Origin of the sequence: Rhodanobacter sp. Root480 (assembly GCF_001426645.1) — a bacterium.
GTDB lineage: Bacteria > Pseudomonadota > Gammaproteobacteria > Xanthomonadales > Rhodanobacteraceae > Rhodanobacter > Rhodanobacter ginsenosidimutans.
The window spans coordinates 102,928-123,182 of sequence record NZ_LMEX01000004.1; the positions used below are offsets into that span (position 1 = coordinate 102,928).

The following is a 20,255-nucleotide window of genomic DNA, read 5'->3' on the forward strand; positions in this document are numbered from 1 at the left end:
GACGATTCCTTAGACCGACAGCGTCTTGAGCTTGCGGTGGCCGTGGATCAGCGCGGTGAACGCGTGGGTCAGCGTCACCGAGGTGAACAGCGAGGTCAGAATGCCGATCATCAGCGTCACGCCGAAGCCCTTGATCGCGCCGGTGCCCATCGTGGTCAGCGCCAGTGCAGCGATCAGGTGGGTGACGTTCGCATCCAGAATGGTGGACCACGCCTTCTCGTAACCCGCGCGGATGGCCGCATGCGGCGTACAGCCGTTGCGTAATTCCTCACGTATGCGTTCGCAGATCAGCACGTTGGCGTCGATCGCCATACCCAGCGTCAGCACGATGCCGGCCACGCCGGGCATGGTCAGGGTCACGCCGATCATCGACATGATGGCGATCAACACCACCAGGTTGAAGAACAGCGCCACGTCAGCCACCAGACCGAACAGCTTGTAGTAGAAGGCGGCGGCCAGCAGCACCAGCGCCAGGCCCAGGATCACCGCCTTGAAGCCCTTCTCGATGTTGTCCTGGCCCAGGCTGGCACCGATCACGCGCTCCTCGACGATGTCGGTGGGCGCGGCCAGCGCGCCGCCCTTCAGCAGCAACGCCAGATCGGAAGCTTCCTTCGCGCTGCCCAGGCCGGTGGTCTGGAAATTCTTGCCGAATACGCCGTTGATGGTGGCGTAGTTGATCACCTCCTGGGTGATCTTGGGAACGCGTACTTCCTTGCCGTCGACCACCTTGGTGTCGACGACGCGCTCGACGTAAACCACGCCCATGCGCTTGCCGACGTTGCCGGTGGTGAAGTCCAGCATCTTCTTGGCGCCGGTGGCATTCAACGTCACCGACACGGAGGGCGAACCGCTCTGCGAATCGAAGGATGAGGTGGCATCAACCAGCTCGTTACCGGTGGCGATGATCCGCTTGCTCAGCAGGATCGGCCGCCCCGTGCCGCGCTCGTAATACAGGCGCGCATCCGGCGGTACGTTGCCGGTGCGGGCCGCTTCCGCCGCCTGCGCGTCGGAGCCGCCCTGGGCGCGGTATTCCAGCGTGGCGGTGGCGCCAATCAGCTTCTTGGCCTCGGCCGGATCCTGCACGCCGGCCAGCTCCACCACGATCTTGTCTTCGCCTTGCTGCTGGATCAGCGGCTCGGACACGCCCAGCGCGTTGATACGGTTGCGCAGCGTGCCCAGGTTCTGCTTGATGGTGTTGGCGGCAAGCTCGCGCAGCTTGTCCGGCTTGACCTTGGCGGTGACCACGAAGTGGCCGTCCGTGTCCGGCCCGTTGGTCACGTTGAGGTCGGGAAACGCCACGGCCATCGCGTCGGCCGCGGTGTTGCGCTCGGCCTCGGTGCGGAATGCCACGGAAATGCCGTTGCCACGCCCGGCGTTGCGATTGGCCGACACGTAGCGCAGTTTCTTTTCGCGCATCAGGTTGCGGATGTCGTCCGCGTAGCTGGTTTCCTGCTTGTCGATCACGTCGTCCTGATCGACCTGCATCAGGAAGTGCACACCACCCTGCAAGTCCAGGCCCAGCGGCATCGAGTTGGCGCCGATGGCGGTGAGCCAGCGCGGCACCGTCGGCTGCAGCTTGAACGCTACCGTGTAGCCGTCGCCCAGCGCGTCCTTGATCACGTCGGCGCCGGTCTTCTGCACGTCACTGTTGGCGAACGTGGCCAGCAGGTGGCCATCCTCCGACACGAGCACCTCGCCGGCGACGACATGCTTCTGCTGCAGCGCTGCCGCGGCCTTCTGCCGCACGGCCTCGTCGATCGGCGGTGCATCGCGGTTAGCGGTGACCTGCACGGCCGGTATCGGCTGGAACACGTTCGGCAGCGCGTAGATGACGCCAAACAACATCACCAGCGCGACCAGCGCGTACTTCCAGCGGGGGAAATCACTCATGCCATGCACCCATCAAAGCCGCGGCATCGGCCGCGGCGGTAGCGTCTATCGTTGGGAAAGCGCCGGCATCGAACCGGCGCGTTGCGGACCAGCGGTCAAGCCGATTTCAGCGAGCCCTTCGGCAACACCTGCTGTACGGCGCTCTTCTGCACCTTGACCTTCACGTTGGCAGCGATCTCCACCGTGAGGAAGGTCTCGCCCACCTCGTCCACGCGGCCGGCGATGCCGCCATTCATGACAACCTCGTCACCCTTGGCCAGGCCCGAAATCAGCGCGCGATGCTCTTTCTGCCGCTTCATTTGCGGCCGGATCATCATGAAATACATCAGGCCGAACAGCACCACCATCATGATGATCATGGACGCGCCGCCACCGGCCGGCTGCGCCGCCGCCTGGGCAATCACGAAGGGAATCGGAAGACTCATGGTTTTAACTCGCAAGTGATGACGCAGCCCGGCAAATCAGCTGAACGCCTGATAAAAGATCATTGATTATGACATGCGCCCCGGAGCCATGCACGACGCCTTCCGGCACGGTCAACTGGCCCGCCGAACCCTACTGAGGGCGCCGATTGCCGGTTGCAAGGGCTCGCCGCACCGCCCGGGGGGACGGAGATTTTTGTAGGAGCGACTTCAGTCGCGATGCCCTTCGTTGGATCAAAGCAGAAGCGTCGCGGCTGAAGCCGCTCCTACAGCGCGGCCGCGCCCTGCCGCCGTGCGTAAAACTCCGCGGTGAACGCGTCCAGCGTCCGGTTCGCGATCGCCTCGCGCAGGCCAGCCATCAGCCGCTGGTAGTAGCGCAGGTTGTGCATGGTGGCCAGTTGGCTGCCCAGGATCTCGTTGCAGCGATCCAGGTGGCGCAGGTAGGCACGGCTGAAACCGTTGGCGCAGGCATGGCAATCGCAGCCCTCCTCGATCACCCGCGTGTCGTCGGCAAACTTCGCATTGCGGATGCGCAGCGTGCCCTCGGCGGTGAACAGGAAACCGTTGCGCGCGTTGCGCGTGGGCATCACGCAATCGAACATGTCCACGCCGCGACGCACGGCTTCCACGATGTCTTCCGGGCGACCCACGCCCATCAGGTAGCGCGGCTTGTCGCGCGGCAGCAGCGGCACGGTGAAGTCCAGCGCGTGGTTGCGCTCGTCCTCCGTCTCGCCCACCGCCAGGCCGCCGATGGCGTAACCGTCGAAGCCGATCTCCACCAACCCCGCCGCGGAACGCTGGCGCAGGTTCTCGTACACGCTGCCCTGCACGATGCCGAACAGGGCGTTGGGCGGCTTTGAATTGGCACGTTGCAGGTCATCGAACGCCTGGCGCGAGCGCGCGGCCCAGCGCAGCGACAGCTCCATCGAATCGCTGGCCACCTTCTCTGCGGCCGGATACGGCGTGCATTCGTCGAAGATCATCGCGATGTCCGAATCCAGCGTGGTCTGGATCCGCATCGACACTTCGGGCGACAGGAACACCTTCGAGCCATCCACCGGCGAAGCGAACATCACCCCTTCCTCGGTGATCTTGCGCTTGTGCGCCAGCGAGAAAACCTGGAAACCGCCCGAATCGGTGAGGATGGGTTTGTCCCAGCCGATGAACCGATGCAGCCCGCCGAACTTCTCGACGATCTCCAGCCCCGGCCGCAGGAACAGATGGAAAGTATTGCCCAGGATGATCTCGGCGCCTGTCTCGCGCACGTCGCGCGGGGTCATCGCCTTGACCGAACCGTAGGTGCCCACGGGCATGAAGGCCGGCGTTTCCACGGTGCCGCGGGCGAAGCGGAGTTGGCCGCGGCGGGCGGCGCCATCGGTGGCCTGGAGGTCGAATTGCATGGAGGTCATCCGCGCATTATCGCGGGTTTGGGAGGGTGGTGCTTTTGGTTTGGTTTTTCGGGTCGCTCCGTCGTGGCTTTCCCGCAGCGTGTCCCCCTCTCCCTGCCCTCTCCCCGCAGGGGAGAGGGGATTACGGCGTCTTTCGGCGCTGAGGCCTGTTGATAAGCGCGAAGGCGCCGTGCCTCCTCTCCCCTGCGGGGAGAAGATTGAGGAGAGGGGCGGGTGCTCGCGGGAACACAGCCATCGCCGCGTCACCCCGGCCCTGCTAAATTACGTCGATGAACCATCCCCTCGATCTGCCCGCCTTGCACGCCAACTTGCGGGACGAGGGGTTTGCGTTCGTCACCGCGCAGGTGATGCGCACGCTGCTGCACGGCGAGGCGCTCGACGACTGGGACGCTTTCGCGGACAGCTGGAACGACCTGTCGCCGGACACCTACCTCGCCGCCAGCGGTCGCCATCGCCGCCGCCGCTACGCCACCTTTGCGGCGGAACGCGAGGGCGAGATACGGCGGCAGCCGGCCCAGCCGCATTTCCAGAGCCGCAGTTACAACCATCTGCAGGGCGACATCCAGCGCTGGTTCGACCCCATCCTGCCTGCGCTGGCCGACGGCGCCAGCCTGCATCGCATCCTGGATTTCTGCCGCGATTTCTTCGGTTCGCTGGCACCGGCCGCGCGGCACTGGCATATCGAAACGCACCAGTTCCGCATCGAGGCGCGTCGCGGCGAGGATGGCGAACCCACGCCGGAGGGTGTGCATCGCGACGGCGTCGACTATGTGCTGGTGCTGCTGATCGACCGGCAGAACATCGCCAGCGGCACCACCACGATCCATGCGCCCGATCGCCACGAGCTGGGCAGCTTCACCCTCACCCGGCCGCTGGATGCCGCGCTGGTCGACGATGCGCGGGTTTTCCACGGCGTTACCGCCGTCACCCCGCTTGATCCCGACAAACCGGCCCACCGCGACGTCCTGGTAGTGACCTTTCGCGGCGTTACTGGCGACTTGCCGCCCTGACTCCCTCCCCTGTTGCAGGGGAGGGCTGGGGTGGGGTCGCTCTTGATCTGAAGGTCAAGCGAACCCCTCCTGACCTCCCCTGCCATGCAGGGGAGGAGCCTTCTTCCAACTTCACGCCATTCCATCCGCCGCTGATCACACCTTTCTTGAATTCCCGGCGCCTCGGCGGCATGTGACTCGTCTGTCTGCGTTCATCGTCCTTTGGAGCACCTCATGGCTCGCCAGAAACCCCTCGCCCTCTATCGCAACATCGGCATCATTGCCCACATCGACGCCGGCAAGACGACGACCACCGAGCGCGTGCTGTACTACACGGGCAAGAAGCACCAGATCGTCAACACGCACGAAACCAAGGACGGCAAGGGCTCCACCACCACCGACTACATGGAGCAGGAGCGCAAGCGCGGCATCACGATCCAGTCGGCTGCGGTGTCGGCGGTGTGGAAGGGCCACCAGATCAACGTCATCGACACCCCGGGACACGTCGACTTCACCATCGAGGTGAACCGATCGCTGCGCGTGCTCGATGGCGCCGTGGTGGTGTTCGACGGCGTCGCCGGCGTGGAGCCGCAGACCGAAACCAATTGGCGCCTGGCCGACCAGTACAAGGTGCCCCGGCTTTGCTACGTCAACAAGATGGATCGCATCGGCGCCAACTTTGCGCACTGCGTGAAAGGCATCCGCGAGCGCCTGGGCGCCAACGCGCTGCTGTGCCAGGTGCCGCTGGGCAGCAGTGACGAATTCGTGGGCATGGCCGACCTGGTCGCCGGCGTGGGCTACATCTGGGCCTCCGACGACAAGGACAGCGCGTGGGAGAGCGTGCCGCTGGAACAACTGGAGGGTCGCCTGACCTTCGGCTCCGACGCCGACAACGACTGGATCGCGCAGTTGCCCAAGCTGCGCCAGGACCTGCTGGAAAGCGCGCTGGCGCTGGACGACGACGCCTTCGAGCGCCTGCTCAACACCGGTGAGTTCGACCCGGAGCTGCTGAAGCACTGCATCCGCAAAGGCACCGTCACCGGCGAACTGGTGCCGGTGCTGTGCGGCTCGTCCTACAAGAACAAGGGCGTGCAGCAGTTGCTGGACGCCGTGGTCGATTACCTGCCCTACCCCGGCGAGAACGGCGGCATCGCGATGGTCGACGAAGACGGCAACGTCGTCGGCGAACAGGCGGTGACCGACGACGCGCCGGCGCGCGCGCTGGCGTTCAAGGTGATCAACGACCAGTTCGGCACGCTGACCTTCTGCCGCATCTACTCCGGCGTGATCAGGAAGGGCGACACCCTGCTCAACGTCACCCGCGGCAAGAAGGAGCGCGTGGGCCGCATCGTCGAGGTTCAAGCCGACGACACCAAGGAAATCGACGAGGTCCGCGCCGGCGACATCTGCGCCTTCGTGTCGATGAAGGATACCGAGACCGGCGATTCGCTGAGCGATCCGGCGCACCCGGCGCTGCTCGAACGCATGCGTTTCCCCGATCCGGTGATCAGCGTGTCGGTCGAGCCGAAGAGCCGCAACGACGTCGACAAGCTCTCCACCGCGCTCTACAAGATGGTCAAGGCCGATCCCTCGCTGCGCATGGAAGTGGACCAGGAAACCGGCCAGACCGTGCTCAAGGGCATGGGCGAGCTGCACCTGGAAATCACCATCGACCGCATGCGCACCGAGCTGGGCGTGGAAGCGAGCATGGGCAAGCCCCGGGTGAGCTTCCGCGAAGCCTTCGGCCAGGCCGTCGAACACACCTACACCCACAAGAAGCAGAGCGGCGGCTCCGGCCAGTTCGCCGAGGTGAAGATCATCTTCGAGCCGGGCGAACCGGGCTCGGGCGTGGTCTTCTCCGACGAGGTGGTCGGTGGCCGCGTGCCGCGCGAGTACATCCCCGCGGTCGAACACGCGATCAAGACCGAATCGCAGGAAGGCCAGATCGCCGGCTACGAAGTGGTGGATTTCAAGGCGCGTCTGATCGACGGCAAATACCATGACGTCGATTCATCGGCACTCGCATTCGAGATCGCCACCCGCCAGTGCTTCCGCGAGGCACAGCGGCTCAGCAAGCCGAAACTGCTGGAGCCGATCATGAGCCTGGAAGTGGTCACCGAGGCGGCCTACCTGGGCGACGTCATCGGCGACATCAACCGCCGCCGCGGCAACATCACCGAGCAGGGCCAGAAAGGCACGTCGGCCTTCGTGCAAGGCTTCGTGCCGCTGTCGGAGATGTTCGGCTACATCAACTTCCTGCGCTCGGCCACCAGCGGCCGCGGCAACTTCTCGATGATCTTCGACCACTACCAGGAAGTGCCCGCCAGCATGGTCGACAAGTTGATGGAGAAGGAGGCGAAGTAGCGGCGCTCGTTCGACCAGTCGCAAAGAAAGCCCGGGGCCATCCTCGGGCTTTCTCATTTACCCGGCGGGTGGATTTGCCAAACTCCGTTTCCGCCGCCGATGGCAGACATTCAACCAATCACTGGCTCGCGACGTCGCCAGTTTCGCAATCTTCGGCATCCGATCCACGTCGAGGGTCAGCCTGCTTCGCGCTAGAATGCCCGGTTCGCATCGCATCGACCCACGCCTTATGCCCTCCCATCTCCAGGAAACCCGTCGCCGCCGCACGTTCGCCATCGTCAGCCATCCTGACGCGGGCAAGACGACGCTGACGGAAAAGCTGCTGTTGTTCGGCGGCGCGATCCAGATGGCTGGCTCGGTGAAGAGTCGCAAGACGTCGCGCAGTGCCACCTCGGACTGGATGGCGCTGGAGAAGGAGCGCGGCATTTCGGTGACCTCGTCGGTGATGCAGTTTCCGTACGAGGGCAAGATCATCAACTTGCTCGACACGCCGGGACACGCGGACTTCTCCGAGGACACCTATCGCGTGCTGACCGCGGTGGATTCGGCGCTGATGGTGATCGACTGCGCCAAGGGCGTGGAGGAACGGACGATCAAGCTGATGGAGGTGTGCCGGCTGCGCGACACGCCGATCATGACCTTCATCAACAAGCTCGACCGCGAGGGCCGTTCGCCGATCGAACTGCTGGATGAGGTGGAGTCGGTGCTGGGCATCGCCTGCGCGCCGCTGACCTGGCCGATCGGCATGGGCAAGCGACTGAAGGGCGTGTACCACCTGGCGCTGGACGAGGTGCACATCTTCGAGGCGGGCAAGAATTTCACCCGCCAGGATTCGACCATCTTCAAGGGCCTTGACGCGCCCGGCCTGCTGGAGCGCATCGGCGACGAGGCGATGCGCGAATTGCGCGAGGAGCTGGAACTGGTGCAGGGCGCGGCGCCCTCGTTCGATATCGACGAGTACCGCGCCGGCAAGCAGACGCCCGTGTTCTTCGGTTCGGCGGTGAACAACTTCGGCGTGCAATTGCTGCTGGATTTCTTCGTCGAGAACGCACCGTCGCCGCAGCCGCGTGCCACCACCACGCGCGAGATCGAGCCGGAGGAGGAGAAACTCTCCGGCTTCGTGTTCAAGATCCAGGCGAACATGGACCCGGCGCACCGCGACCGCGTGGCTTTCATGCGGGTTTGCTCGGGTACCTACAACGCCGGCATGAAGATGATGCAGACGCGTACCGGCAAGGAAGTGCGCATCGCCAATGCACTGACTTTCATGGCATCGGATCGCGAGATCGTCGAAACCGCCTACCCCGGCGACGTGATCGGCCTGCACAATCACGGCACCATCACCATCGGCGACACCTTCACCGAGGGCGAACCTGTCCGCTTCACCGGTATCCCCAACTTCGCGCCGGAGCTGTTCCGCCGCGCCCAGTTGCGCGATCCGCTGAAGATGAAGGCGCTGCAGAAAGGTTTGGCGCAGTTGAGCGAGGAAGGCGCCACCCAGTTTTTCCGCCCGTTGATGTCGAACGACCTGATCCTGGGCGCGGTTGGCGTGCTGCAGTTCGAGGTGGTTGCCTACCGGCTGAAGGACGAATACAACGTGGATGCCACCTTCGTGCCTGTCACCGTGAGCACCGCACGCTGGGTGCATTGCGACGACGAGAAGAAGCTGGAGGAGTTCCGCGAGAAGAACGCGATGAACCTCGCCATCGACGGCGCCGGCGAACTGGTCTACATCGCGCCCACGCGGGTCAACCTGCAGTTGGCGCAGGAGCGCTGGCCGCAGGTGCGTTTCGCCAACACCCGCGAACACGCGGCGGCCGTCGACGTGTGAGCCATTCCGCGTGACAGCTGTCACTACCGTGGGCCACCGCCACTCGTCACGCTGTCGCGGCACCCACTTCATGGAGACACCTGGCATGCCAACCGCTCACGTTGCCTTTGTTACCCCGGATTCGGCAACGAAGTGGAAACGCTGGATGCTGTATTCACCGCTGGCGCGCATCGTGATTTTCGTGGCGCTGTTCGTGGTTTTTTCGGCACTGACCGGCATCGCGCTGCACCTGCTGTTCGGGATAGACAAGGCCATGTTGGCCGGCAAGGGCGCGACGACGCCGATGCTCGGTCTGGCACAGTTCCTGATCCGCGTGGTGCCGACGGTGCTGGCCTATGTCGTGCTGGTCAGGCTGATCGAGCATCGCCCACTGCACGAACTGGCGCCGCACAAACTGCTGCCGCAGGGGGTGCTGGGCATTCTCGCCGGCACCTTGCTGTTCAGCGCGGCGGTGGGCTTGCTGTGGCTGCTGGGCAGCTACCACGTCATCGGCTTCAACCCGCATGCCGCGTGGCTGCCGGCGCTTTTGATGACGGGCCTGGGTGCCGGCATCGGCGAGGAAATCATGTTTCGTGGCGTGCTCTTCCGCGTGACCGAGGAGGGCCTGGGCACCTGGGCCGCGTTGCTGATTTCGGCATTGTTCTTCGGCTTCGCCCACGCCCACAACCCCGGCGCCACTGCATGGAGTTCGTCAGCCATCGCCATTGAAGCGGGCCTGCTGTTCGGCCTGCTCTACCACGTGACCCGCTCGCTGCCGCTATGCATGGGCGTGCATGCAGCCTGGAATTTTGCGCAGGGCACGATCTACGGAATCCCGGTATCGGGACTCAGCGCGGACGGCTGGCTGGTGTCGCAACGGACCGGGCCGGACTGGCTGAGCGGCGGCGTGTTTGGCGCGGAGGCGTCGGTGGTCACGCTGACGCTGTGTCTGCTGTGCTCGCTGGGCCTGCTTGCCGTGGCATACCGTCGCGGCACGCTCGTACCACCGGCATGGCGCCGCCGCTGAGAGGCATCCAAGCCGCAACCACGCTGTTTTCCCGGCAGGGCCTACGCTAATCTTCGCGATGTCGGATCCACCTGCGAAACACGAGGTGGGGCGCAGGGGACGTCCTTCCAGACGGCGGGTGGGGGCATGCAGACAAGATCACGAAATCGATGGCTGACCCGGCTTCCGGGTCAGAAGAAAATCCTGCTGGCGGTGGTTCCGCTGCTGGGCCTGTTCCTGCTGACCAGCGTGGTGACCCTGGGTGCGCTGCAACGCCAGGAAATCACCCGCAGCTGGGCAAAGCACACCTACGAGGTCCGATTGGCCATTGCCGACACGCAACAGGCCAGCCAGGCCATGGCGACCGGTGCCCGCGGCTACGCCCTGTCCGCAACGCCGGCCGACCTGACCACCTTCAAGACCGGCCGCAGCCAGTTCGACGAAAACCTCGCGCGGTTGCGTGACCTGGTTGCCGACAACCCGCTGCAACAAGGCCGTGTCGATCAGCTGCAGACGGTCGGGACGCAATGGGCGAATGGCCTGAACCAGACCATGGACGCCATGACCGCCGCCAGGCCGGCCGACGCCGACGCAAACCGGCACCGGCTTGCGGCCGAGCGGCTCGCGTCGCATGCCGCGCAGGCAAGCACCGTCGCCGACCTGCTCGGGCGGATGTCCGAGACCGAGCAAAAGCTGCTGGAGCAGCGGCATCACGGCCTTGTCGGCGCGCTGGACAAGCTCCGCATCTTCACCCTGCTGGCGGCGCTGGCCGGCGTACTGTTCGGCCTGTATGTCATACGCCTGACCAACCGGCTGATCATCCTGCCGGTATTGCAGATCACGCGGCAGATGAATCGCGTGGCCTCCGGCGACACCTCGATGACGGTGACGCGACTGAGCCGCCCCGACGAAATCGGCGAGCTGTCGCGGGCGCTGCAGGTGTTCAAGCAGATGGTGATCGCCACCACCGACCAGGACTGGGTGAAATCGCATCTCGCCACGATCGCCCAGGACCTGCAGAAAGCCACCACCTACCGGGATTTCGGCCAGTCGCTGACCAGCCATCTGGCACCACTGCTGAAGACCGGCGTGGCGCTGTACTACACCCACGACGCGCGCCACGAGCGGCTCGAATTGCGCGGCGCCTACGGCCTGCACGCATCGTCCGATCCCATCCAGACTTATGCCTCCGGTGACGGCCTGGTGGGCCAGTGCCTGCAGGAGCGCGCGCCGATCGTGCTCGATCGGGTACCCGAGACTTACGTGCGGGTGCATTCGGCCAGTGGCGAAGCCGTGCCTTCGCACGTGATGATCCAGCCCATCCTGTACCGCGGCCAGGTCACCGGCGTACTGGAGCTGGCCGGCTTCGAGCCGATCACCGGCTCGCCGATGGAGTTGCTGACCGAACTGCTGCCGCTGATTGCGCTGACCCAGGAAAACCTCAGCCGCGCCATCAACACGCAGGAGCTGCTGGAACGCAGCCAGCAGCAGGCCGACGATTTGCGCGCGTCGGAATTGCTGATGCGCCAGCAAAAGGAAGTACTGCGCCAGAGCAACGAGGCGCTGCACATCAAGACGCTGGAGCTGGAAGAGCAATCGCAGCGGCTGACCGTGTCCGAAGAGGAACTGCGGGTGCAGGCGGAGGAGCTGCAGGCGTCGAACGAGGAACTGCGCGACAAGACCGACAGCCTGAACCGGCAGCGCCAGGTGCTGGAAGACCTGCAACTGGATACCGAGCACAAGGCCGAGGAACTGGCCCGCGCCAGCCAATACAAGTCCGATTTCCTGGCCAACATGTCGCACGAGTTGCGCACGCCGCTGAACAGCCTGCTGATCCTGTCGCGCAGCCTGGCCGACAACGACACCGGCAACCTGGATGCGGAGCAGATCGAGTCGGCGCGCATCATCCACGACGCCGGCAGCAACCTGCTGCGGCTGATCAACGACATCCTGGATCTGTCCAAGATCGAAGCGGGCAAGATGGAGCTGGTCATCGACGACCTGCCGCTGGCCGACTTCGAACGCTCCCTGCGGCGCACCTTCAGTCACGTGGCGCAGGAGAAGAAGCTCGATTTCGACGTCACCATCGACTCCGACCTTCCGGCCGTGCTGCGCACCGACGGCGCCCGGCTGGAGCAGGTCGCCAACAACCTGATCGGCAACGCGTTCAAGTTCACCGTGAGCGGCGGCGTCAGCATCCGCATCGGGCGGCCCGACCCCGCCCTTGGGCTGTCGGAAAAATTCGCCGGCCAGCCACTGCTGGCCATCAGCGTCATCGACACCGGCATCGGCATTCCCAGCGAAAAATTCGAACACATCTTCCACGCCTTCGAACAGGTCGACGCCAGCACCAGCCGCCAGTACGGCGGTACCGGCCTGGGCCTGGCCATCTGCCTGCGCATTGTCGAGCTGCTGGGTGGCGACATCGTGCTGCAAAGCGAAACCGGCAAGGGCAGCGTGTTCACCGTGGTGTTGCCGGAGCGGCCTCCGGAGCTGGCGGCCATGCCGGGCGATTCGACGTCGCCGACACCGTGGACGCCGGCGCCGCAGCCGCAACTGCCGACCTTGCGGCCCGAAGCGATCGAGGACGACCGGCATCACCTGGTACCGGGCCGGACCACGATCCTGGTGATCGAGGACGACCCCGCCTTCGCGCGCATCCTGACCGACATGATCCATCGCAAGGGCTACCAGGTACTGGCGGCCGCCGATGGTGAAACCGGCCTGGCGCTGGCGCACGAATACGCACCGACCGGTATCCTGCTCGACGTGATGCTGCCGGGGATGGACGGCTGGACGGTGATCGAGCGCCTCAAGGCCGACGAGGCCACCCGCCATCTGCCAGTGCATTTCATCTCCGCCTCCGGCGATGCCAACCGCGGCCGCGAGATGGGCGCCGTGGGGTTCCTCACCAAGCCGGTGAGCCGCGAAGCGATCGGCGCGGCGTTCGAACGCCTGCTGCATTTTGCCGAGGGCCGTACGCGGCATCTGCTGATCGTGGATGACGACCGCGACTCCCGCACGGCGGTGCGCACCATGCTGCATCGCGACGACCTGGACATCGACGAGGCCGAATCCGCCGAGGACGCGCTGGAGAAGGCCAGCCACACCCGCTACGACTGCATCGTGCTCGACCTGGGCCTGCCCGGCATGTCGGGCGTGGAGATGCTGCAGCACATGGCCGACAGCGACAGCGGCGTGCCGCCGGTGGTCATCTATTCCGGGCGCGAACTCGACCGCGAGGAGAGCCGCAAGCTGCGCCAGTACACCGACTCCATCGTGGTCAAGGGCGCGCGCTCGCCCGAACGTCTGCTGGATGAAGTCAGCCTGTTCCTGCACAGCATCCAGCACAACGGCCACCGCTCCAGCACGAAAGCGCCGGTCGGCGACGAGTTGAAAGGCCACAGCGTATTGCTGGTGGACGACGACATGCGCAACCTCTTCGCCTTGTCCAAGGTGCTGCGCGGCTGGGGCCTGCTGGCCACGATGGCGCAGGATGGCGAGAAGGCATTGAAGACATTGGCGGAGAACCCGCCACCCGACATCGTGTTGATGGACATCATGATGCCGGGCATGGATGGCTACGAGACGATACGGGCGATCCGCGCCCAGCCTGCGTTGGCGCAGTTGCCGATCATCGCGCTCACCGCCAAGGCGATGCGCGGCGATCGCGAGAAATGCATCGAGGCCGGTGCCAGCGATTACCTTTCCAAGCCGATCGACATCGACAAGCTCGGTTCGATGATTCGCGTGTGGCTGCCGCAATGAACCCGGTCGCGTTGAATCTGTCCGGCATCGACCCCGAACTCGACGACATCGAGTTGAACCTGTTCGTGAGCGCGATGCGCCAGCGCCACGGCTACGATTTCGCGCAATACGCACCCGCCTCGCTGAAGCGGCGCGTCTATCAGCTGGTCGAGCAGCACCACACCACCAACATCAGCACGCTGACCGGGCGTCTGCTGCACGACCCCACCTTCCTGCCGCAGGTGCTGGAGGGGTTGTCGGTGCCGGTCTCGGACATGTTCCGCGATCCGCCCGTGTTTCGCGCGTTGCGCGAACAGGTGCTGCCTGCGCTGTCGGTACATCCGCGCATCACGATCTGGCAGGCGGGCTGCGCCCGCGGGCAGGAAATCTACTCTCTGGCGATCCTGCTGGAAGAAGCCGGGCTGTACGACCGTTGCCAGATCTACGCCACTGACTTCAACGACGCCGCGCTGCGCCAGGCACGCGAAGGCATCTATCCGGCGCGGGAGGCGCAGGCGTGGTCGCGCAACTACCAGGCGGCCGGAGGAACCTGCTCGCTGGCCGACTATTACAGCGCGCGCTACGACTTCATCAAACTCGATCAGCGCCTGCGCCGCAACGTGGTTTTCGCCGACCACAACCTGGTTACCGACGCGGTGTTCTGCGAGGCGCAGCTGGTGCTCTGCCGCAACGTGCTGATCTACTTTTCGAACCCGCTGCAGAATCGCGTGCTGGCGATGTTCCGCGACAGCCTGCTGCCGGGGGGCTTCCTGTGCCTCGGTCTGCGCGAGAACCTGGCGCTGGCGCCCGCCGCACGCGACTTCGAGGCTCTGGACAGCTCGCTGCGCCTGTTCCGCCGTTGCCCCGAGCCGGTTCACGATCATGAAGGCGGTTGAAACCATCGTCATCGGTTGCTCCACTGGCGGGCCGGGCGCGCTCGCGCGACTGCTCGGGGCGCTCGACCATCGGCTGCCGGCATCCGTCGTCGTGTGCAGCCACGCCGCCAGCAGCCCCCACACCTTGTGCCAGCTGCTGGCGCAGCACAGCACCCTGCCGGTGATCGAGGCTTGCGAACGCGAGCCGGTGCGTGGCGGCATGGTTCAGGTGGCGCCACCTGATTACCATTTGCTGATCGAGCGCGGCCGCCGATTCGCGTTGTCGATCGATGAACCCGTCGGCTTCTCGCGGCCCTCGATCGACGTATTGTTCAGCAGCGCCGCCGAAGCCTACGGCGCAGGCCTGATCGCTGTAATACTGACCGGCGCCAACGCCGACGGCGCGGCGGGCCTGGCGTGCGTGCGGCGCGCGGGCGGCGTCGCCATCGTGCAGCAGCCCGACGACGCTGCAGCGCCCGCCATGCCGCGGGCGGCACTGGAACTGGCGGGTGCCGACCATTGCCTGACGCTGGACGAAATGGCTCCCCTGATCAACCGGTTGTGCATGACGTGAACACGGCGATATCCCCGAAAATCCTGGTGGTGGACGACACCCCGGCCAACCTGGTCGCCATGCGCCGCCTGCTGGCGCGCTGCGGTGCCCAGTTGCTGGAGGCCGGCAGCGGCAACGAGGCGCTGGCCTTGTGCCTGGACCACGATTTCGCGCTGATCCTGCTCGACGTGAACATGCCGGACATGGACGGCTTTGAAGTGGCCGCGCTGCTCAGCGAGACCGAGCAGATGCGCGACACGCCGATCATCTTCGTCACCGCCGCCTACGCGGACGATCTCAATCGCCTCAAGGGCTACCGCTCCGGCGCGGTCGACTACATCGCCAAGCCGATCAACGACGCGATCCTGCAGTCGAAGGTGCGGGTCTTCCTCGACCTCTATTCCGCCCGCGTGCAGTTGCAGCAGGCGATGGACGAGCTGACCGAACGCAACCAGCAGCTGCAGGTGGAAATCACCGAGCGCAAGCGGGTCGAGGCGCAGGTGCGACACCAGGCCACCCACGACATGCTCACCGGCCTGCCCAACCGCGTGCTGTTCCACGACCGCCTGCAGACCGCCATGCAACGAGGCGCGCGCCAGCACCACCCGTTCGCGCTGGCGTTGATGGACATCGACGGGTTCAAGGCGGTAAACGATACCTACGGACACCCCGCCGGTGATGCACTGCTGCAGGCGATCGGCATGCGCCTGCGCGGGCACCTGCGCTCCAACGACACCGTGGCGCGCCTGGGCGGCGACGAGTTTGCGCTGATCCTGGAGGACGTCACCGACGTGGCGCCAATCCTGGAACGCTGCCAGCAAGTGTGCGACCTGCTGGCCCGACCGTATCCGCTGGAAGGCCGCCACGGCCCCTTCGAGGCGAACATCAGCGCCAGCATCGGCATCGCGCTGTGGGAGGAAAAGGCGGACGACGAGGAGCTGATCCAGGCCGCCGATCGCGCGCTTTACCGGGCCAAGGACGGCGGCCGCAACCGCTGCGCGATGGCAACGGACTGAACGCGTTACAAAGACGGCGCGGCCATGCTGCAATGGCCGCGCGTTGCCTCACGGCGAAGATCAGGCCGTGCCGTTTTCAGCCTCGCTCCCGGCCGCGGCCTGCTGCCCGCGGTCGGCCCGGGTCACCTTGGCGCGCAATTCGGACGTATCGAAGTCGTCCACCGAGATGAACTCGAACACGCCTTCGCGCACCCGCTTCAGCAACTCCAGTTCGGCCGTCGAAATGACGCCCTGATCCAGTGCCTCGTGCAGTTGGCCGGCATAGTCGTGCGACTTGAACTGGCCCGCCTTCTGCGCCTTGCCGAACTTCCGCTCGACCGGCTCGGCAGCAATCACCTGGGGCAGCAAGGCTTCCATGCGACCGACGGTGTTGTTCGGCGTGGGCGTCAGGTAGATCCATTCCAGCAGGCGGTCGCGCGCCTCGCCCGGCGCCGTGATGATCGCCGCCACCCGGCGCCCCAGCCGGTCGGACGGCGGCACTTCGCGCCGGCCGAACGGAAACACCAGCACGCGCAGCATCCACGCTACCGGCCGCACCGGGAAGTTGCGGATCACGCCATCCAGCGCCATCTGCATCCGCCACACGCACTCGTGAAACGCCCAAGCCAGCAGCGGCCGATCGGCCTCGGGCCGGCCGTTGTCCTCGTAGCGTTTCAGCATGGCGCTGGCGATGTACAGATAGCTCAGCACGTCGCCCAACCGCGCCGACAGCTTTTCCTTGAACTTGAGCTTGCCGCCCAGCACGCCCATGGCCACGTCGGCGCACAACGCCAGCGCGGCGGAATAGCGGTTGAGCTTGCGGTAATAGCGGCGCGTGTAGGCATCGCCGGCGGCCTCGCCAATGGCTGATCCGGTCAAGCCAAGCACCAGGCTGCGCACGGCATTGGAGATGCCGAAACCGATATGGCCGAACAGGGCCCGATCGAACACGCGCAGTTGCTCGCCACGGTCGGCGATCGAGAGCGCCTGCATTTCCTTCAACACGTAGGGATGGCAGCGGATCGCACCCTGGCCGAAGATCATCAGGCTGCGCGTCATGATGTTGGCGCCTTCCACCGTGATCGCGATCGGCACGCTGGCCCAACCGCGGCCGGCGTAGTTCTTCGGCCCCAATTGCACGGCCTTGCCGCCGTGCACGTCCATGGTGTCGCTGGCGACCTGACGCGCCCATTCGGTGGCGTGGTATTTGGCGATGGCCGATGTCACCGCCGGCTTCTCACCGCGATCGACCGCCGCGGCCGTGGCGCGCGACAACGCCGTGGTGGCGTAGGTGAGGCCACCGATGCGCGCCAGCGCTTCCTCCACGCCCTCGAAACGCGCAATGGCCAGGCCGAACTGCTTGCGCATGCGCGCATACGCGCCGGTGGCCGCCGTGGACGTGCGCATCGCGCCGGTGGCGTTGGACGGCAGCGAAATGGCGCGACCCACCGACAACACCTCAACCAGCATGCGCCAGCCATGGCCGGCCATTTTAGGCCCACCGATCAGCACCGACAGCGGCACGAACACATCCTTGCCGTGCAGCGGGCCATTCTGGAACGGGATGTTCAACGGGAAATGCCGCCGCCCGATTTCCAGGCCCGGCGTGGCGCGCGGCAACAGCGCCAGGGTGATGCCCAGGTCTTCGTTTTCGCCCAGCAGCTTGTCCGGGTCGTACAACCGGAACGCCAGGCCGACCACGGTGGCGATCGGCGCCAGCGTGATGTAGCGCTTGTCGAAGGTGAGCCGCATGCCCAGCGTCTCGACGCCATCGACCATCTGCTTGCAGACCACGCCATGGTCGGTGATCGAGGTGGCGTCGGAGCCGGCGTACGGGCCGGTCAGCGCAAAGCAGGGAATCTCCTCGCCCACCGCCAGCCGCGGCAGGTAATGGTTCTTCTGCTCGTCACTGCCGTAGTGCAGCAGCAGCTCGGCCGGGCCCAGCGAGTTCGGCACGGCGACGGTGGAAGACACCGTGGCCGAGATGCTGGCCAGCTTCTGCAGCACGGCCGAGTGCGCCAGAGCGGAAAATTGCAGGCCACCGTACTGCTTCGGGATGATCATGCCGAAGAAGCGGTTCTTCTTGATGAAGTCCCATACCTCCGGTGGCAGATCGGCCAGCTCGTGGGTGATCTGCCAGTCGTCGATCATCGCGCAGAGTTCTTCCACCGGGCCGTCGAGAAACGCCTGCTCCTCCGCGCTCAGCACCGGCTTCGGCTCACGCAGCAGTTGCGACCAATCCGGCTTGCCCGAGAACAGTTCGCCCTCGAACCCCACGGTGCCCGCCTCCAGCGCGGTCTGCTCGGTTTCCGAAAGTTTCGGCGTGACCTTGGCGAACATCTTCAGCAGCGGCGCGCTGATCTGCTGGCGGCGGAAACCCACCATCAGCAACGGTACCGCGATCAAGCCCTCGATCACCAGCAGGATCACCATCGTCCACGGTGTTTGCAGCACCAGGCCCACGATCACGGTGGTCACGACCGTGGCGATGGCCCACGTGCGCAGGCTGCTGCGGTGGTAGGCACAGGCACACGACGCGATCAACGCTGCCAGTACGGTCAGTATCACGGTCATCTCACTACCTCATCACGACTTGGGGGTTGCCTGCGGCTTGGCGGGCAACGGGTTGATCAAGACTTTGCACGAAGCGGGCGATTTCGCGGGTGAACGCATCGTTGGCGTCACCTGCAACCATATGGGTGGCCTGCGGCAATTCCACGTGTTGCACACCCGGCGCCACCTGCAGGAATTCCTCCACCGTGGCACGGGAGACGACGTCGCTGCGGCCACCGGACAGCAACAGCACCGGCACGTCGATGTTCGCGGCCGCGGCCAGCAGCCGCGGTTGATGGCGCTCACTCTCGTGCACCATGTCCAGCAGCATCGGGTCCCAGTGCCAGCGCAGCCGGCCGTCGGCGCCCTCCCGCAACAACGGGCGCAATTGCTCACTGCTCTTGCGCTCGCGCCGCTGCGGCAGGTAAGCGGCAATCCGCTCGGCAGCCTCGGCAATGTCGGCAAAACCGTCGGGATACGCCTTCATGAAGGTCACGATGCGGGCAACGCCCTCGGCCTCCCAGCGCGGCGTGATATCCACCAACACCAGGGCGCGATACGGCTGCGGCGAAACCTCGGCGGCGGTGGCCATGCCCAGCAATCCCCCCATCGACGCGCCCACCAGAACCGGTGGCTGGGGTTGTGCGCGGGCAACGCGGACCAGGTCGTCGGCAAACTGTTCGATGCGGTAGCCGCCATCACGGTTGCGCCCGCTGTCGCCATGGCCGCGCTGATCAAAACTCACGCAGCGACATCCCTGCGCCGCCAGGGCCGCTGCCGTGGTCGTCCAGGCGCCACGTGTCTGGCCGAAGCCGTGCGCGAACAACAAGGTGGGGTTGCCGGCCGGATGGACCGTTTCCACGGCCAGCTTCAGGCCGTCGGCGGCAAGCACGGATGACAGGCGATCGGTGTTTTCGACGGGATTTACCATACGACTGAGTATGGACTGCGGCGCGGGTGAACGTCCAGAGCCTTCGTCAGCAAGCCATGCCTGCGTTTTTTGCCATTACAAAACCCCGCGTCGGGGCTACCATACGCGGATGAATGCGACCAGCAAACCGGAACGAAACCGCCTCTCCGCCGAAGACTGGGAGCTGGCCGCACTGCAATTGATCGCCGAACAGGGCGTGGGCGCCCTGGCGGTGGAAGCGCTGGCACGGCGGCTGGGCGTGACCAAGGGCAGTTTCTACTGGCACTTCCGCACCCGCGAGGCGCTGCTGCAGGCCACGCTGGAACGCTGGGAGCAATATGGCGAGCGCGAGATCATCAGCCAGATCGAGCTGATTGCCGACCCGCGCGAACGCCTGCCCGAGCTGTTCCGCCGGGTGGCGCACGAATTGCAGCCGCACCGGGTTTACGCGGCTTTGCTGAAGGCGCTGGACCACCCGCTGGTGGTACCGGTGATGGCGCGCGTCTCCAGCCGTCGCACCGAGTTTCTGGAAACCGCCTACCGCCAGGCTGGCCTGGCACCGGCCGATGCGCTCAACCGGGCGCGGCTGACCTACGCCGCCTACGTCGGCTTCCTGCAATTGAACTTCACCCTGGGCCTGCCCCGGCTCAGTCACGATGAGTTCGATGCCTATGTCGAGCACATGATCGCCACGCTGATCCCCGCCTGAGCGCATAACCGACCGACGCGTTC

The 20,255-nt window shown here is 65.4% G+C and carries 14 protein-coding genes; 9 read left to right on the forward strand and 5 right to left on the reverse strand.

Annotated elements, in window-relative coordinates:
- Positions 1-9 precede the first annotated feature (9 nt).
- From secD to tgt, 3 genes are all read right to left on the reverse strand, one after another.
- Positions 10-1,890, reverse strand: coding sequence for a protein translocase subunit SecD (secD, locus tag ASD22_RS15135; protein ID WP_056085366.1), 1,881 nt, complete (start codon positions 1,888-1,890; stop codon positions 10-12).
- 95 nt (positions 1,891-1,985) lie between these two features.
- Positions 1,986-2,315 (reverse strand): preprotein translocase subunit YajC, encoded by a 330-nt coding sequence (yajC, locus tag ASD22_RS15140; protein WP_056085367.1) that lies wholly within the window; start codon positions 2,313-2,315, stop codon positions 1,986-1,988.
- 263 nt (positions 2,316-2,578) lie between these two features.
- Complete coding sequence (gene tgt, locus ASD22_RS15145; protein WP_200946380.1) at positions 2,579-3,721, reverse strand: tRNA guanosine(34) transglycosylase Tgt; 1,143 nt, start codon at positions 3,719-3,721, stop codon at positions 2,579-2,581.
- Positions 3,722-3,990: 269 nt separating this feature from the next.
- Between tgt and ASD22_RS15150 the strand changes: the two genes are divergently transcribed.
- The 8 genes from ASD22_RS15150 to ASD22_RS15185 all read left to right on the forward strand — a co-directional run bounded on the left by ASD22_RS15150 (position 3,991) and on the right by ASD22_RS15185 (position 16,081).
- Positions 3,991-4,731: a 2OG-Fe dioxygenase family protein gene (locus ASD22_RS15150; protein ID WP_056085369.1), complete on the forward strand. Its 741-nt coding sequence runs from the start codon at positions 3,991-3,993 to the stop codon at positions 4,729-4,731.
- A gap of 213 nt (positions 4,732-4,944) precedes the next feature.
- Positions 4,945-7,074 carry an elongation factor G gene (gene fusA, locus ASD22_RS15155; protein ID WP_056085370.1) on the forward strand — a complete coding sequence of 710 codons (2,130 nt, stop codon included), beginning with the start codon at positions 4,945-4,947 and terminating at the stop codon, positions 7,072-7,074.
- Between the two features lie 229 nt (positions 7,075-7,303).
- Positions 7,304-8,905, forward strand: coding sequence for a peptide chain release factor 3 (locus ASD22_RS15160; protein WP_056085372.1), 1,602 nt, complete (start codon positions 7,304-7,306; stop codon positions 8,903-8,905).
- An 85-nt stretch (positions 8,906-8,990) separates the two neighbouring features.
- Positions 8,991-9,911 carry a type II CAAX endopeptidase family protein gene (locus tag ASD22_RS15165; protein ID WP_056085374.1) on the forward strand — a complete coding sequence of 307 codons (921 nt, stop codon included), beginning with the start codon at positions 8,991-8,993 and terminating at the stop codon, positions 9,909-9,911.
- Positions 9,912-10,037: 126 nt separating this feature from the next.
- Positions 10,038-13,658, forward strand: a complete 3,621-nt coding sequence (locus tag ASD22_RS15170; protein ID WP_056085375.1) for a response regulator — start codon at positions 10,038-10,040, stop codon at positions 13,656-13,658.
- Positions 13,655-14,533, forward strand: coding sequence for a protein-glutamate O-methyltransferase CheR (locus tag ASD22_RS15175; protein WP_056085377.1), 879 nt, complete (start codon positions 13,655-13,657; stop codon positions 14,531-14,533). The genes ASD22_RS15170 and ASD22_RS15175 overlap by 4 nt, the downstream gene beginning before the upstream one ends.
- Complete coding sequence (locus tag ASD22_RS15180; RefSeq protein WP_056085379.1) at positions 14,520-15,086, forward strand: chemotaxis protein CheB; 567 nt, start codon at positions 14,520-14,522, stop codon at positions 15,084-15,086. The genes ASD22_RS15175 and ASD22_RS15180 overlap by 14 nt, the downstream gene beginning before the upstream one ends.
- Entirely contained in the window at positions 15,083-16,081 is a 999-nt protein-coding gene (locus tag ASD22_RS15185; protein WP_235577663.1) for a diguanylate cyclase, read from the forward strand. The genes ASD22_RS15180 and ASD22_RS15185 overlap by 4 nt, the downstream gene beginning before the upstream one ends.
- Positions 16,082-16,141: 60 nt before the next feature.
- On the opposite strand, the gene ASD22_RS15190 is transcribed toward ASD22_RS15185, so the two are convergent.
- Positions 16,142-18,634, reverse strand: coding sequence for an acyl-CoA dehydrogenase (locus tag ASD22_RS15190; RefSeq protein WP_056085380.1), 2,493 nt, complete (start codon positions 18,632-18,634; stop codon positions 16,142-16,144).
- Between the two features lie 4 nt (positions 18,635-18,638).
- Positions 18,639-19,544 (reverse strand): alpha/beta hydrolase, encoded by a 906-nt coding sequence (locus tag ASD22_RS15195; RefSeq protein ID WP_056085382.1) that lies wholly within the window; start codon positions 19,542-19,544, stop codon positions 18,639-18,641.
- Between the two features lie 109 nt (positions 19,545-19,653).
- Here ASD22_RS15195 and ASD22_RS15200 point away from each other — a divergent pair, with 109 nt between their 5' ends.
- Complete coding sequence (locus ASD22_RS15200) at positions 19,654-20,232, forward strand: TetR/AcrR family transcriptional regulator (RefSeq protein WP_007080640.1); 579 nt, start codon at positions 19,654-19,656, stop codon at positions 20,230-20,232.
- The last annotated feature ends 23 nt before the right edge of the window (positions 20,233-20,255 follow it).

Coding starts and splice junctions, on each gene's coding strand:
- secD (WP_056085366.1), bottom strand. CDS start 1,890: ATGAGTGATTTCCCCCGCTGGAAGTACGCGCTGGTCGCGCTGGTGATG.
- yajC (WP_056085367.1), bottom strand. CDS start 2,315: ATGAGTCTTCCGATTCCCTTCGTGATTGCCCAGGCGGCGGCGCAGCCG.
- tgt (WP_200946380.1), bottom strand. CDS start 3,721: ATGACCTCCATGCAATTCGACCTCCAGGCCACCGATGGCGCCGCCCGC.
- ASD22_RS15150 (WP_056085369.1), top strand. CDS start 3,991: ATGAACCATCCCCTCGATCTGCCCGCCTTGCACGCCAACTTGCGGGAC.
- fusA (WP_056085370.1), top strand. CDS start 4,945: ATGGCTCGCCAGAAACCCCTCGCCCTCTATCGCAACATCGGCATCATT.
- ASD22_RS15160 (WP_056085372.1), top strand. CDS start 7,304: ATGCCCTCCCATCTCCAGGAAACCCGTCGCCGCCGCACGTTCGCCATC.
- ASD22_RS15165 (WP_056085374.1), top strand. CDS start 8,991: ATGCCAACCGCTCACGTTGCCTTTGTTACCCCGGATTCGGCAACGAAG.
- ASD22_RS15170 (WP_056085375.1), top strand. CDS start 10,038: ATGCAGACAAGATCACGAAATCGATGGCTGACCCGGCTTCCGGGTCAG.
- ASD22_RS15175 (WP_056085377.1), top strand. CDS start 13,655: ATGAACCCGGTCGCGTTGAATCTGTCCGGCATCGACCCCGAACTCGAC.
- ASD22_RS15180 (WP_056085379.1), top strand. CDS start 14,520: ATGAAGGCGGTTGAAACCATCGTCATCGGTTGCTCCACTGGCGGGCCG.
- ASD22_RS15190 (WP_056085380.1), bottom strand. CDS start 18,634: ATGACCGTGATACTGACCGTACTGGCAGCGTTGATCGCGTCGTGTGCC.
- ASD22_RS15195 (WP_056085382.1), bottom strand. CDS start 19,544: ATGGTAAATCCCGTCGAAAACACCGATCGCCTGTCATCCGTGCTTGCC.
- ASD22_RS15200 (WP_007080640.1), top strand. CDS start 19,654: ATGAATGCGACCAGCAAACCGGAACGAAACCGCCTCTCCGCCGAAGAC.